This window comes from Paracoccaceae bacterium (assembly GCA_019454225.1).
Lineage (GTDB): Bacteria > Pseudomonadota > Alphaproteobacteria > Rhodobacterales > Rhodobacteraceae.
Map to the genome: position 1 here is coordinate 3,476,777 of CP075370.1, position 14,034 is coordinate 3,490,810.

Sequence of the window (14,034 nt, forward strand, 5' to 3'; positions counted from 1 at the left end):
CTAATCCGAACCCTCTGCGGCCCGCAGGCCCTCGCGCGTCTCGCGGGTGGAAAGCGCCCGGTTCAGCACCTCGAACTGCCGCCGCGCCTCGGCCGCATTGCCGCTATTCAGATAGGCATAGGCCCGCAGGACGGCCAGGTCGCGCCGGATGCCGCCCGTCAGCTGTTCCAGCGCGTCGAAATACTCGATCGACTTGCGGTACTGCCGCTTCTTGAAGGCCGCGACGCCCCGCTGATCAAGGATCTGGCGCTCGACATCGACGCGCTGGCTGCGGGTGAAATCGGTCGCGGCGGCGATGGCGGCGGCATTCTCGGTCATCTGCATCTTCAGATAGGCCAGCGCCATGCCATAGCGCGCGTCGCGGCGCCGCGTGGCGTCCAGCCCGCCGCCCTCGGCGGCCTGAAAGGCCGAAAGCGCCTCCATCGTGCGATCAAGATTGTAGGCGCACCATGCCCGTTCATACAGCACCGCGGCCGACCGCGCCCCCTCGGACTGCGCCAGGCAGCGCGACCAGTCGCCCGCCCGCGCCGCGGCCTGGACACCGCCGCCACCGCCCTGCGCAGGGGCTGCGGCCGACGCTGCGGGTGCAGCGGGCGGCCGGGTCTGCGGCACAGCCGGATCGCTGGCCGGCCGGGCCGGGGCCGCTGCGGGTGCCGCTGCGGGTGATTGCGCCGACGTCCCCGGCACGGCCACCCCGCGCCCTGCCAGCAGCCGGGCAAGCAGCGCGTCAAGATCGGCGGCGCGGTCGGGGAACCGGCCGCTCGCCTGCCCGAACAGCCCGCGCAGCGCCTCCACCTCCGACACGGCGTCGGCCTTTTCCAGCGTGGCGGCGATCGCGGCAAAATCGGTGCAGGCCGCCAGCACCGCGCGGTAGGTGCCCAGCGCATCGGCACGCCGCCCCGCCGCCGCCTGCGTCTCGGCAATCCTCCAGGCATTGTTGATGCGGTCGCAGCGCAGCAGCCCGGGCGTCCCCGTGGCGATGCGGATCGCCTGATCCAGGTTGCCCGCCTCCAGCGCGACGTCCAGCGCCAGCTGTCCCTCGGCCGTGGCCAGCAGCGCCAGCATGTCGGACGGCGCCGACCATCCGGGGTACGCCGTTTCGGTCTCGGCAATCTGCGCCCGGGCGGCGCCGATCTGGCCCGCGGCGATCTTGGCATAGATCTCGTCGATCTCGGTCGAGGGTCCGCTGCCCGACAGCCGCGACAGGTCGGCGGGCGGCGTCCAGCCCGGATACTTCAGCTGCAGGCGCCGCAGTTCGGCCGACACCGCCGCCGCGTCCTTCAGGCCGACATAGAAGTTCAGCGCCAGAAGCTCGTCCTGCGTGGGAACCTCCTGCGCCCGGGCCGGTCCGGCGACGTAGAGGATCAGGGCAATCAGCGCAAGCAAGCGGGTCATATCGGAACACACCGGGGAAAGTTCTGGGCCTGGGCGACCAGCGCCATGAGATGCAGCGTCGCCGGATAATAGGGCTGCGCCGTGTCGAAACGCGGCATCAGCGATCCGGCCCCACCCCCGGCCACACAGGCCGCCAGCGCCGCGACCGCCGCATATCCCGCGTGCCCGCTGCGTTCGACCGGCTGACGGTTCGCCGCATCGAAGACCGTCACCGGATCGCCGGCACCGGCACCGGCCACCGCCGCCGCATAGGCCCGAAGCGCGCCGCCCTGCGCATCGCCCGACCACATGGCGAACAGCGGCACGCGGATCGCCTCGTATCCCGCCTGGGCCGAGAATCCGGCAGGCGGCGGGCCATAGCCTGCCGCGCTGGCGGTCACCCAGTCGGGCACCATCCCGCGTCCCGACAGCGCGTCCCACAGGCGGCGCCCATCCTCGGCCAGCATTGCCAGATCGGGCAGGCCGGTGGCGGCCGCCACCTCGCGCATCGCCCGCGGCATCACATAGGACGGGTTCACCACCACCGCCTCGGCGGTGCGGAACCCGACCGCGCCGGGCAGCATCAGCATGCCGCCGCCCGCCGGGTCGGGCACACGGCAAAGCCGCAGGATATCCGCCGCGATCTCCTTCGCGCGCGCCAGAAGCTCGGGCCGCCCCTGCTGCGCCGCCAGGATCACCAGACCCCAGGCATAGAACAGGTCGCCATCGCTGGCATTGTTGCGGTCCACCACGCGCGGCAGCGTATCGGGCATCCAGCGCCAGGCCAGCAGCGCATCGTCGCGCACCGCCAGATTGGCCTCTGTCCAGGACAGGATCGCGCCTGCCGCCGCCGCGTCGCCGAACTGCGCGGCCAGCAGCAGGCCATAGCCCTGCCCCTCGGAATGGCTGGCACCGCCCTGGAACCCGTCGACCACCCGGCCTTCGGGCATCAGGCACAACGCCTTCCAGTCGCGCCAGCTTGCCTGCAGCGGGTGATCTGGCGCGAAGGGCGCGGCGGCCTGTGCCCGCAGCGGCCCCGCCCCGGCCAGCACGGCCATCGACAGCGTTCCCATGAAACCACGCCGGTTCATCCGATCCCTCCCCGCCGCCGCCGCGTCAGCAGCACCAGCATCAGCGCAGGCAGCACCGAGACCAGCGCAAGCCCCAGCAGCACCGCCGAAAACACCAGCGGCGACCACGAGGCATAGTTGCCCAGAACCGCCCGCGCGTTCGACAGGCTCAGCGGCTCCAGCAGTTCGGGCATCCGCCCCGATGACCATACCTGCCACTGCCCGTCGGCATCCAGCAGCGCGGCCTCGCCGGTCGCCCGGCCGCTGGCGCGCAGCGTGACGAGCGCACGCGCGACGGCATCGACGCCCGCATCCGGGGCAAGGACCAGCCAAAGCTCGTCTCCGTCCCCCGCCTGCAACAGCAGCGCCTGCCCCCGCCGGTCGGCCAGCCACTCGGCCAGCGTGCCGTCCGTGCCCAGAAACGCGGCATTGCGCAACGCGGCCAGTTCCCGCGCGATCCACCCATCGGCGGCAAAGCTTTGCGTCAGCCCTGTCCAGAAACGCTGCATCGGGCCGGGCCCGGTGTCTGCGGCGGGCGCATCCTGCGGAACCTCCTCGGTCAGGCGGAATGCCGGGGCGGCCGGTGCCGACGCCGGCGCGGCGGCGGCAGCCTCGGTTGCCACCAGTGCCGCGCGGGGGAACAGCGCGTCCTGCACTTGTGCCACGCCGACGTCCAGGCCCGACAGAGGCGCCAGTCCCGCCGCCGTCACCATCACCACATTCAGCCGCGCCGCACCTGTCGCATCCGGCAGCGGCGGGATCGCCGCCGCCAGCGTCAGCGCCGCGCTTTCGGCCTGCGCCTGGCCCGGCGCCCCGTCGGGTACCACCACGCTGTCGCGTGTCAGGTCGTTCAGCGGCACCGCCGCGCCGGCCTGCCGCATCCGGGGCGACACCGGGATGTCCAGCGTGCTGTCGCCCAGCACCACCAGCATGTCGGCCCGGCGCTGCAGGCAGGCGGCGTCGGGCGGGTCGCCCGGCACCATCATTTCCAGCGTCACCGCATTCGGGCCGGGGTGCAGCACGTTGGTCGGAAACCCGATGTCCAGCGGGGCCTGCAACCGGCCGCCGTCGCGGTCCAGGGGCAGCAGGCGCACCGTCTCGTCATTCACCTTGACCAGCAGGATGGCACCCTGCGGCAGACCCTCGGCAAACCCGTAGTGCAGCGTCAGCATCGCCTTCTGGTTGGCCAGAAGCATCCAGTCGCTCGCCAGCCGGAACGGCACGTCGGCTCGGAAGTAATGCGTGTTGCCGATGAACCCCCCGGTGCCGAGGCTGGCAAAGCTCACGGGCCCCCCGGGTGTCAGCAGCGGCACCTCCGGCACGGTTGCGGCGGCGGTCGACGACAGCACGCCCGCCAGATCGGGCAGCAGATCGCCGCTGTATTCCACCTGCATCACGATCGCGCCGCTCGCCCCGCGGCGGAACGACACCTGGGCCCGATCGGACTCGATCACCGCGACGGCCGCGATGGCCGCGCCCGGCGGCGCATAGAACGACCGCACGGCCACCCGCGCCGCGCCGCCCATCGTGTCGGCCAGCGCAGCCGAAACGGCGCGCAGCGCATGCGGCGCGGCCGCCGCGTCGGCCAGCACGTCGATCCGCCCGCCCCGCATCGCCTGTGCCCGCACCGCCGCGACGAAGCCGTCCGCGCTGACCTCCAGCGATGCGGGCGGAACCGGCGCCCCGCTCTGTGCCAGGTCGATCTCGGTCCAGACGGCAAAGCTCGCTTCCGGCCCGCAGAATATCCGGTGCGGCTGCCGGACCGCCAGGTCCAGGGCATTCTCGCCCGCCACCAGCCCGGCCACCGGCACCCGGACGGCGGCAAACCCCGCCAGGTTCTGCAACGGCACCGTCACCGGATCGCCGCCGTTGACCGTCACGGTCAGGGCCGACATCTCGGGCAGGATGTTGACGCTCGACCGCATCGCCAGCACCAGTTCGCCCGGCGGCGCCGCACCGGCGGGCAGGAACAGCCGCATCGGCAGCGCGGCCCCCTCGCCGGTCAGCCGCAGCACCCCGGGCGCGGGCAGACTTGCCCCGACGCGCACCGTGTCGGGCAGGTCGCCCACCGGCGCCAGCGGCATCAGCCAGTCGGCAACCGCCGTCGCGGCGGGGGCCGACTGGTCGCGCGGCGGCGGCACGGCCAGCGGCGCACCGGCCGCCGCCGCGTCGCCCGCGGTCTCGGTGGCGTCCAGCCGGATCTCGGGAACCGCAGGGACGGCGGCGGGGGCCGGTGCGGCGGGCGCGGGCCCGGCGGCCGGTTCCGCAGCCGTGCCGCCGGTCTCGGGCGCAGTCTCGGGCGCGGTCTCGGGCACGGGCAGCGTGATCTCGGCATCATCCTGCGCCACGGCCCCCGGCGCCACGGCCCAGGTCGCCGCCAGCACCAGCGCCAGGCCGAACCCCGCGCGCCTCATGACTTCACCTCGAACCCGATCAGCATCTCGGGCGTGGCCCGCGATCCGCTGCGATACTCGGGCGTGTCGAGGTCGGCGCCAAAGGCCACCAGATGCGCGGGCTTGCGGTCCTGCCGCGCCGACATCGCCTCCTGCCGCCGCCGTTCCGGCTCGCGGGCAAAGTCCATCAGCGTCCGCGGCAGCGAGGTGACCACCAGCCACAGCACATAGGCCAGCCCCGCAATCAGCCCCTTGCCCTTGCGCGACTGCTCGCGGATCGCCAGCCAGTTCTCGCTGGACCCGAAGATCAGGTAGGACACCGCCTCGCGCACATCCATCTTCTGCTCGGCCACGAACATCAGGCCCAGCACCGTCCCCTCGCCCGCCTGCGGCAGCGTTCCCCGCATCACCGCGCGCACGTCGCGTTCCAGATGCTCGGCCTCGGGAAAGCGCGGGCGCAGCAGGATCTCGTCGCCGTTCTTCAGCGGCCGTGCCTCGGGGTTGCGCGGCATCTCCAGCACCCGCACCCGCGCGCCGCTGGTCGACGCGTCCAGCACCTCGGCCCGCAGCGTGCCGCCCAGCCCCTCCCACGTCACCGTGGCGGGCGCGCGCATGTCGATGCGCGGCGAACTGCGGCGCTGCTGCTTTTCCGAAACCGCCCGCAGCGACAATGACACCAGCGCAAAGTTGATCACCGCCCAGGTTCCCACCACCGACAGCACGCTGCGGTCGCCCGGAAAGGCGATCCAGCGCACCGCCAGCGCCACGACGCCCGCCAGCGTCAGCAGGAACAGCCACAGCAGCGGCCCGTAGATCGGCGAGATGTAATCCGCCTCCAGCGTCTCGTCCTTGGCCGTCACGTTGAACTTCGCCCCGCGCGGCCGCAGCACGGTGCGGATGATCGCCTTGGCCAGATAGGGGGCCTGGGCGATCTCGTAGATCTCGGAGATCAGCGGCCATCGGTACTGCCGGAAGATCGCGTTCTGCACCAGCAGGCTGATCGCCATGTAGCTCAGCACATAGGCCATCGCATCCCGGAAGGTGGTGACGAAGATCTCGACGCCAAAGAACAGATAGCTCAGCGGCGCCAGCAGATAGACCATCCGGATGATCGGAAACAGCCAGAAGCTCATCGAATTCAGGTAGCAAAGCCGTTGCAGCGGCTGCAGCCCGTGCCGGAACAGGGGGTTCTTCAGCATGAACATCTGCATCATGCCCGATGCCCAGCGCCCGCGCTGCTGGATGAACGAGGCAAATGTCTCGGGTTGCAGCCCCGCGATCATCGCCCGGTCCAGGTACAGGCTGCGCCAGCCCTTCGAATGGATTTCCAGCGCGGTTTCCGCGTCCTCGGTGATGGTCTCGCCCGCAAATCCGCCCACGCTGTCCAGGGCCTTGCGCCGCAGCACTGCCGCCGACCCGCAGAAGAACGCGCCGCCCCAGCGATCCAGCCCGCGGTGGATCATGCCATAGAACATCTCGTTCTCGGGCGGGCAGGCCAGCCCGAGATTCCGCTCGATCGGATCCTTGTTGATGAAGAAGTGCGGCGTCTGCACCAGGAACAGCCGGGGATCCTCGACGAAATACCCCACCGTCCGCGCCAGGAAGTCGCGCGACGGCACGTGGTCGGCATCGAACACCACCACAAGGTCGCCGTTCAGCCGCTCCAGCGCGGCGCTCATGTTCCCGGCCTTGGCATGTTCGTTGCGCGCCCGGGTGGAATAGACCACGCCCAGGTCGGCGCACAGCTGCTGCAACTGCGCCCGGCGGGCACGCGACGCCTTCGCCAGTTCCTCGTTCGGCGAATTGCAGCGCTGGTCGGTGCCGCCGTCGTCGCACAGCACCACGGTCTTCAGCCGCGCCGGATAGATCATGTTCTTGGCCGCCGACAGCGTGATGCTCAGCATCTCGACCGGCTCGTTGTAGGACGGCACAAGGATGTCCACCGTGGGCAGCTTGTCCACCGGCACGCGCGGCGGCAGGCCGCGGTCCACCGGATCGGCGGCAATCACCGCGTTCAGGAAGAACACCAGGATCGAATAGGTCTCGACGGCGAACAGCATCACCGCCAGCACGAAGGACACCGACAGATCCGCCTCGGGCAGCGTCGCCGTCACCCGCCAGAACCAGTAGCGCAGCACGATGATGCTGGCGACGCCCATCATCACGGTCCGCGCGCCGATGTGGCGCGCAAAGGGCTTCAGGATCAGGACGATGGCCAGCGCGACAAGGCTCAGCATGCCCTGCGCCGCGTTTGACGCGGGCACCGAGGCCAGCACGAAGACGGGGACCAGCACGATCACCCACAGCGGGATCAGCATCAGCGACAGGCGGGTCGACCGTGTCATCGCGGTCCCTCCGCGCAGGCAGCCATCGGACGGGCGGGACGGTGCGGGCGGGTCATCGCGGTGTCGGCCCGGCCAGCGGCGACAGCATCCGCGATTCCCCGCCTGCGGGTGCCCCGCCCGGCCCCCCGCCGACGGAAGCCGCCAGGATCGGCCCAAGCGCATCCTGCGGCTCGCCGTTGACGCAGTTGCGCAGCATGATGTCCATCGCCCGCGCACCGTCCGGCATCTGCCGCGCCCCGGTGTCCAGCCGCCGGATCGCCAGCACGCAGCTGGTGTTCGCCCCGAACCGCCGATCGGCCCAGAAATAGGGGCCCAGCGCATCCTCGCCCGCCGACAGGTCGCCCGACGTCATGTCCTCGAAGGGCGCGGGCAATCCGCCCGCCCGGGCCAGGAATTCCTCGAACCGCAGGCTGCCCGACAGGAAGGACGGCAGGCGGGTGCGGATCACCATGACGTTGTCGCCCTCCAGCACCGTCTCGTTGCGCAGGGCAAGCCGCTGCTCGGCGCCGTTCCCCAGCCCGCGCTGCATCACGATCTTCAGCCCCTCGGGGTTCACCCAGGCCTGCCGCGACGGCACGTGAACCAGCGGCGTCACGTCCTCGATCTCGCGCTGTGTCTGGGGCAGGCTTGGCGGCGCCATGCCCACGCAGCCAGAGACCGCCAGCGCCCCGGCCAGCAGCGACGCGGCACGCATCGCCCGCCGCGCAGGACCTGTCGGATGTGCCATCCACCTCATCTCGAACTGCCCCGGCCCCCTGGATTCGGCTCTCCGGGCGGCACCGCCCGCAGCATAGCAACATGCATTCTGTGTACCACTTATCCCCAGACCGCATCACATTCCAGCCGCCAGCGCCGGTTTCCCGGGCTATCGGCATGATATCGTGATATCTTTCGCCGCCGGGGCGCCCGAAAAACGCCCATCGCGCCCGCCGGAAGCGCCGGGGCGGGCAGTTTCCGGCATCGCACCGGGGCCGGCGGGGGCGTGATCGCCCGATCAACCATAGCGGGATTCGCACCATCGGCTGTCATCCTGCCGATCCGTCGCAGCGCGGCGGAGCCGCACCCGCACGCCTGCCCGTCGCCCCCGCCTCTCCGACACCCACCCTGAACCCCGAAATTCCCATGCGCCCCACCGATCCACCCGGACCCGCCCGGCCCCGATCAATCGGGGGTTGAACGGCGTGACCCGTTGTGATCCTTGGACTAGATCACTCCGACTTGTGGCGGTGGTGCGTCACATATCAGGCGTCCGAACGGTGTCGCTTGCACGGCGCGTCCCGCAGAACCACATGGCCTGAAACGCGCCGACGACAGGGACAACGCGATGATGCAGTGCTTCCGCCCCGATGTCGTGAACGACGCCGTGTACTTCACCGGCTTCGTCGCGCTGGGCGTGATCGGCGTCTATGTGTGGTTGCGGCGGCAGCACCGCTTCTTCGGCAAGGACCATTTCCTTGCCAGCCTGATCGCCATGACGCTCTGGCTCGTCGGCGGGCTGATGGAGATGTCGCAGCTCTCGCTCGGCTGCAAGGTGTTCTGGGCCAGCGCCAGCTGGTCGGCCATCGTGTTCCTGCCGACCGCCTGGTCCTTCTTCATCATGGAGTACTGCTTCCCCGGCATGGTCGACCGGTTCCAGCGGACCAAGCGCGCCCTGCTCTGGGGCGGGCCCGTCGTGGCGCTGGCCATCACCGCCACCAACCCGCTGCACCAGATGTTCTATGGCCCCGCCACCCGCCTGGTGGACGAGGCCGGGCGCCTCAGCGCCGTCTACGACCACGGCCCGCTGTTCTTTCTCCTGGCCGCCTACCTGTATCTGTTCCTGGCCTATGCCATCGGGCAGACCTTCCTCGGCGCGATCCGGGCGCAGGATCCGTTCCGCCGGTTCTTCGTCGCCCTCTTCGTCATCACCGTCGCCCCCGCGGCGGCCAACATCGGCTACATCGTCTTCGGCCTCACCGTCTTCGGCTTCGATCCCACGCCCTTCGCCTTCTCGGCGGTGCTGACCGTCCTGGCCCTGATGATCGTGAACAACCGGGTGATGGATACCGACGCCATCGCCCGCAACGTGCTGTTCTACAGCGTGCCCGATCCGGTCATCGTGATCGGCCCCGAAGGCCGCCTGCTGACCGTCAACCCCGAGGCCCGCCGCCTGATCGGCGACATGCTGCCCGACGGCGGCCTGCCCGCGGCGGCGTTCACCTGGCTCGCGCCGCTGATCCGCGCCATCATCTCGGGCACCTTCGTCGATACCGGCATCCCGCTGCGGGTGGGCGAGCGTGACTTCTCGCTGTCGGTCGCCCCCCTGCCCCGGCCCCTCGGCAGGAATGCCCCGCCGATGGGCTGGGTGCTGCGGATGCACGACACGACGCAGCGCAAGCAGCTGCAGCGCGCGCTGCGGGCCGAGCGCGACATCCAGTCCACCCTCACCGCCACCAGCCTGTCGGGCATCATCGCGCTCGACGAGACCGGCGCCTTCGTCTTCGCCAATGCCGAGGCGGAGCGGATCCTCGGCATCTCGCTGGCCGATGGCCGGTCGATCCGCTATGACGACCCCGAATGGAACATCCGCCTTCCCGACGACAGCCCGCTGGAGAATCGTGACCGGATCTTCGCGGGATTCCTGCGCAAGCCCACCTTCCTGCGCGACCAGCGCCTGTCCTTCACGCGCCGCTCCGACGGCGAGCGGCGCATCCTGTCGCTGAACGCCACGCCCCTCACGGTCGAAAGCCGCAGCCGGGCGCGCTTCGTGCTGTCGGTGGCCGACATCACCGAACAGTATCGCAACGAGTTCCGGCTGAAAGAGGCGGTGATCCGCGCCGAGGCGGCGAACCGCGCCAAGTCGCAGTTCCTCGCCAACATGAGCCACGAACTCCGCACCCCGCTGAACGGCGTCCTTGGCATGGCCGAGGTTCTGGCGACCATGGTCACCGACACCGAACAGCAGCGCATGCTGGCCACGATCCGCGACTCCGGCGAACTGCTGCTGAACATCCTGAACGACATCCTCGACATGGCAAAGATCGAGGCGGGAAAGCTGTCGCTCGAAACCGTGCCCTTCGATCCGATGCGCCTTGCCGAACGGATGGACGCGCTGTTCTGGCGGCAGGCCGATGCCAAGCGCCTGTCGTTCGAGGTCATGGTGCCCGGCGGCGCCCTCGTGCCGCGTCTCGGCGATCCGCTCCGCGTCCAGCAGATCCTGCACAACCTGGTCAACAACGCGATCAAGTTCACCCTGGCCGGCGAGGTGCGGGTCTACCTGTCCGACGAGCCCGACGGCACCCTGTTGATCGAGATCCGGGATACCGGCATCGGCATGACCGAGGAACAGGTGGCCCGCATCTTCGACGAATTCGAGCAGGCCGACGGCAGCACGACCCGCCGCTTCGGCGGCACCGGGCTTGGCATGTCGATCGTGCGGCGCCTCATCGACATGATGCAGGGCGAGATCCGCATCGAAAGCCAGCCGAACCGGGGCACCCGCATCAGCCTGAGGCTGCCGCTCGCGCCCGACGTCGCGCCCTAGCCGTGCGGCTGCAGCGCCGCGATCGTGTCGATCAGCTCGTGGCGGCGGAACGGCTTGGCGATATGGGTGTCAAAGCCGCCCAGGATATAGGTCTCGACCTGATGCGCCATGGCATTCGCCGTCACGGCGACCGCCGGCACATGCGGCCGCTTCTGCGCGTCTTCCTCGGCCCGTATCGCCTTCAGCGCGCTCAGCCCGTCCACCACCGGCATGGCGATGTCCAGCAGCAGCAGGTCGAACGGCGCCTTGCGCCAGGCCTCCAGCGCCTGCTGCCCGTCGCTGACCGCCGTGATCTCGGCACCCGTGTTGGCCAGCATCTCGCGGATCACCATCAGGTTCGTCGGGCTGTCGTCCGCAATCAGCAGCCGCAGCGCCTGGAACACCGGACGGTCCCCTGTCGCGGGGGCCGCCGCCGGGTGCTGTTCGGCACCTTCGACGATGTCGAAATCCAGCTCGATCCGCTGCGTGCCCGAACCGGTTGTCTCCAACCGGCCGCCCATCTGGTTGACCAGCTCGCGCACCCGGGCCGAGGCCGGCGCGACCCCGCTGACCTCGACCACCAGCGGCCGCCCCGACCGGCCGCTGAACGACAGCGTCACCTCCTCGGCATCGGCCAGCGGGCTTGCCAGCAGCGTGTCCAGCATCTCGCGCAGCCGGAACGGATCGCCCAGCCGGGCGCGTTCGGCCCCCACGGCGATCATCACGCGAAAGCTGCGTCGATCGGCCTTCATCCGGGCGGCATAGGCAGCTTCGCACTGTCGGACAACCTGGTCCAACTGGAACTCGATCGTCTGGCCCTCGTCGCTGTGCTTGCCCGTCATCTCTGCCGTCCGATCTGCCTCTTCCGGTGGGCCGGAAGAAGGCCATCGCCATAGCTAATCCTCTGCGGCCGCTGCTGCAAGCCGCACCCGGCGCGGCCTTCCCCGATGGTGGCGCCGCCTCCGGCGCGCGTTGCGTTAACCGGTCCCGGGCGGCGCGCCGTGTCGGGACGGATACCATACGCGGAACCGACGCGCACCGGACGGATGCCATACGGCGAAAATCCCGCCATTCCAGCCGTTAACCGCCGATTCGCCCGGCCGCGCTTTCCTGTCGCCGCCACCCGGGCTAGGCTCCTGCCGACGCAACACCCCGGGGGAACAGGACATGCAGGCATCGCGGCGCATCTTCGTGGCGGGTCTGGCAGGATCGGCGCTGGCCGGGCTCCTGCCCGGCTGCACCGGATCGGGCGGCGCGATGGTCGGCCGCGCCACCGCCCGCCCGCCCGAACCCGCCATGCAACCCGTTGAAAATGCTGGCTTCGATGCCTGGGTCTCGGCGTTCCGCAGCCGTGCCCAGGGGCGTGGCATCACCCCCGCCACGCTGGACCGCGCGTTCCGTGGCGCGGGCTTCCTGCCCGGCGTGGTCGAACGCGACCGCAATCAGACCGAGTTTTCGCGCACGACCGAGGACTATCTGTCGATCGCCGCCTCGGACGAAAGGGTCTCGAAGGGCCGCGCGGCGCTGGCCCGCTGGGGCGCCGTCCTGTCCCGCATCGAGGCCCGATATGGTGTGGAATCTCATGTAGTTACCGCTGTCTGGGGGCTGGAAAGCTACTACGGCGAACGTCGCGGCAACGTCCCCGTGATCTCGGCCCTCGCCACGCTGGCCTATGACGGTCGGCGCGGCGCCTTCTTCGAAAGCCAGCTCACCGCCGCCCTGCGCATCCTGCAATCCGGCGACATCAGCCCCGACGCCATGACCGGAAGCTGGGCGGGCGCGATGGGCCACACCCAGTTCATCCCTACCTCCTACCTCGCCTATGCCGTTGATTTTACAGGCGATGGCCGGCGCGACATCTGGTCGGACGATCCCACCGACGCGCTGGCCTCGGCGGCGGCCTATCTGTCGCGCTCGGGCTGGACGCGCGGCCAGCCCTGGGGAATGGAGGTGCGGGTTCCCCCCGGCTACACCGGCCCCAGCGGCCGCGGCACGACCCGCGCCGTCGCCGACTGGCGCGCCGCCGGCCTGCGCACCGCCGACGGCGGCACGATCCCCGACCATGGCGCCGCATCGCTGATCCGGCCTGCGGGAACGACCGGTCCCGGCTTTCTTTTGTTCCGCAATTTCAACGTGATACTGCGCTACAACAATGCCGAGAACTATGCGCTTGGCGTGGGCCACCTGTCCGACAGGCTGGCCGGGGGCGGACCGATCCGCGGCAGTTTCCCGCCCGATCGCACCGGCATGACCAAGGCCGACCGCCAGGAGCTTCAGTCCCGCCTGACTGCCGCAGGCTTCGACACCGAGGGCACCGACGGCGTCATCGGCGCCCGCACCCGGGCGGCCATCCAGGGCTACGAGGCCCGTGCGGGCCTGCCGGTGACGGGCGAGCCGACGCTGGATCTGCTGAACCGCCTGCGCAGGGGCTAAGCCCCTGATTCAGAAATGGAAGCCATCGGTCACGATGCGTCGCCCCAGGGTCAGCGCGTCGGACACATGCACCATCGGCGACAGGTCGACATCGCTGGCACCGGTCTGCACAAGCTCGGCCATCCGGTTGTAAAGCATCGGATATTCCCGGTTCGGCCCGGCCGTCACCGGAACCCCGTCGACAACCAGCCGCGCGCCCCCGTCATGCAGCACCAGCCGCCCGCCGGGGGTATCGACCTCGATGTCCCAGGTCTGCGGCCCCTCCTGCCGCCAGTCGAAATCCGCGGTCACCCCGCCCGAGAACCGCAACCGGGCGGCAATCGGCGTCTGGCGGTTGGCGGGATAGTCCAGATCGGCCCCGGTCAGGTGGACGGGCGCGGGAAGGATCGCCGTCAGGATCGACAAGGCATTGATTCCCGGATCGAAAACACCCATCCCGCCGGGCTCGAACACCCAGTCCTGCCCAGGGTGCCAGTGCCGCACGTCCTCGCGCCAGGTGATGCGGGCGGCCGTCACCTGCCGCCCCGCCAGCCAGTCCCGCGCGGCCGCGACCCCATGCGCCATGCGGCTGTGCCACGTGGCGAACAGTGTCACGCCACGCTCGGCCGCAAGCCCCTGCAATTCATGCACTTCCGCCAGGGTCTGCCCCGGCGGCTTCTCCAGCATCACGTGCCGCCCCGCCCGCAGCGCCGCCGCCGCATAGGCAAAGCGCGGCTGCGGCGGCAGGCACAGCGACACCACGGGCACGTCCGGCCGCGCGGCGAGGAAGGCATCGAAATCGGCAAAGGCCTCGACCCCCGCAACCCGGCCGCTGCGCGACACGGTGGCCGCGAGGTCCCAGCCGGGGTTGTCCGAGATCGCCGGAACATGCTGATCCCGCGCGATTTTCCCGATGCCGACAAGGGCGATCCGCATCG

Annotated in this window: 9 protein-coding genes; 2 read left to right on the forward strand and 7 right to left on the reverse strand. The window is 70.4% G+C overall.

Going from position 1 to position 14,034, the window contains the following annotated elements; all coding sequences use genetic code 11:
• Genes KF887_16625 through KF887_16645 form a run of 5 tightly spaced genes read right to left on the reverse strand, consistent with a single transcriptional unit; the run spans nucleotide 1 to nucleotide 7,909 of the window.
• Nucleotides 1-1,395, reverse strand: a complete 1,395-nt coding sequence (locus tag KF887_16625) for a hypothetical protein (protein QYK40996.1) — start codon at nucleotides 1,393-1,395, stop codon at nucleotides 1-3.
• Nucleotides 1,392-2,465 carry a glycosyl hydrolase family 5 gene (locus tag KF887_16630; GenBank protein ID QYK40997.1) on the reverse strand — a complete coding sequence of 358 codons (1,074 nt, stop codon included), beginning with the start codon at nucleotides 2,463-2,465 and terminating at the stop codon, nucleotides 1,392-1,394. The genes KF887_16625 and KF887_16630 overlap by 4 nt, the downstream gene beginning before the upstream one ends.
• A complete protein-coding gene (locus KF887_16635) occupies nucleotides 2,462-4,858 on the reverse strand; it encodes a cellulose biosynthesis cyclic di-GMP-binding regulatory protein BcsB (GenBank protein ID QYK40998.1) in 2,397 nt (798 codons plus the stop codon). Before KF887_16635 ends, KF887_16630 begins: the two co-directional genes overlap by 4 nt.
• Nucleotides 4,855-7,182: a UDP-forming cellulose synthase catalytic subunit gene (bcsA, locus tag KF887_16640; GenBank protein ID QYK40999.1), complete on the reverse strand. Its 2,328-nt coding sequence runs from the start codon at nucleotides 7,180-7,182 to the stop codon at nucleotides 4,855-4,857. Before bcsA ends, KF887_16635 begins: the two co-directional genes overlap by 4 nt.
• A 52-nt stretch (nucleotides 7,183-7,234) precedes the next feature.
• Nucleotides 7,235-7,909 (reverse strand): hypothetical protein, encoded by a 675-nt coding sequence (locus KF887_16645; GenBank protein ID QYK41000.1) that lies wholly within the window; start codon nucleotides 7,907-7,909, stop codon nucleotides 7,235-7,237.
• 597 nt (nucleotides 7,910-8,506) lie between these two features.
• Between KF887_16645 and KF887_16650 the strand changes: the two genes are divergently transcribed.
• Nucleotides 8,507-10,705, forward strand: coding sequence for a PAS domain S-box protein (locus tag KF887_16650; GenBank protein ID QYK41001.1), 2,199 nt, complete (start codon nucleotides 8,507-8,509; stop codon nucleotides 10,703-10,705).
• Here the strand turns inward: KF887_16650 and KF887_16655 are convergent.
• Complete coding sequence (locus KF887_16655; GenBank protein QYK41002.1) at nucleotides 10,702-11,526, reverse strand: response regulator; 825 nt, start codon at nucleotides 11,524-11,526, stop codon at nucleotides 10,702-10,704. The genes KF887_16650 and KF887_16655 overlap by 4 nt on opposite strands.
• 325 nt (nucleotides 11,527-11,851) lie before the next feature.
• On the opposite strand from KF887_16655, the gene KF887_16660 reads away from it, so the two are divergent.
• Complete coding sequence (locus KF887_16660; protein QYK41003.1) at nucleotides 11,852-13,117, forward strand: lytic murein transglycosylase; 1,266 nt, start codon at nucleotides 11,852-11,854, stop codon at nucleotides 13,115-13,117.
• Nucleotides 13,118-13,126: 9 nt separating this feature from the next.
• Here KF887_16660 and KF887_16665 read toward each other — a convergent pair whose 3' ends face one another.
• Nucleotides 13,127-14,032, reverse strand: a complete 906-nt coding sequence (locus KF887_16665; GenBank protein QYK43623.1) for a Gfo/Idh/MocA family oxidoreductase — start codon at nucleotides 14,030-14,032, stop codon at nucleotides 13,127-13,129.
• Nucleotides 14,033-14,034 lie beyond the last annotated feature (2 nt).

What these genes read in the sequence shown, in the direction of transcription:
- KF887_16660 (QYK41003.1), top strand. Translation starts at nt 11,852, where the DNA reads ATGCAGGCATCGCGGCGCATCTTCGTGGCGGGTCTGGCAGGATCGGCG.
- bcsA (QYK40999.1), bottom strand. Translation starts at nt 7,182, where the DNA reads ATGACACGGTCGACCCGCCTGTCGCTGATGCTGATCCCGCTGTGGGTG.
- KF887_16630 (QYK40997.1), bottom strand. Translation starts at nt 2,465, where the DNA reads ATGAACCGGCGTGGTTTCATGGGAACGCTGTCGATGGCCGTGCTGGCC.
- KF887_16650 (QYK41001.1), top strand. Translation starts at nt 8,507, where the DNA reads ATGATGCAGTGCTTCCGCCCCGATGTCGTGAACGACGCCGTGTACTTC.
- KF887_16635 (QYK40998.1), bottom strand. Translation starts at nt 4,858, where the DNA reads ATGAGGCGCGCGGGGTTCGGCCTGGCGCTGGTGCTGGCGGCGACCTGG.
- KF887_16625 (QYK40996.1), bottom strand. Translation starts at nt 1,395, where the DNA reads ATGACCCGCTTGCTTGCGCTGATTGCCCTGATCCTCTACGTCGCCGGA.
- KF887_16655 (QYK41002.1), bottom strand. Translation starts at nt 11,526, where the DNA reads ATGACGGGCAAGCACAGCGACGAGGGCCAGACGATCGAGTTCCAGTTG.
- KF887_16665 (QYK43623.1), bottom strand. Translation starts at nt 14,032, where the DNA reads ATGCGGATCGCCCTTGTCGGCATCGGGAAAATCGCGCGGGATCAGCAT.
- KF887_16645 (QYK41000.1), bottom strand. Translation starts at nt 7,909, where the DNA reads ATGGCACATCCGACAGGTCCTGCGCGGCGGGCGATGCGTGCCGCGTCG.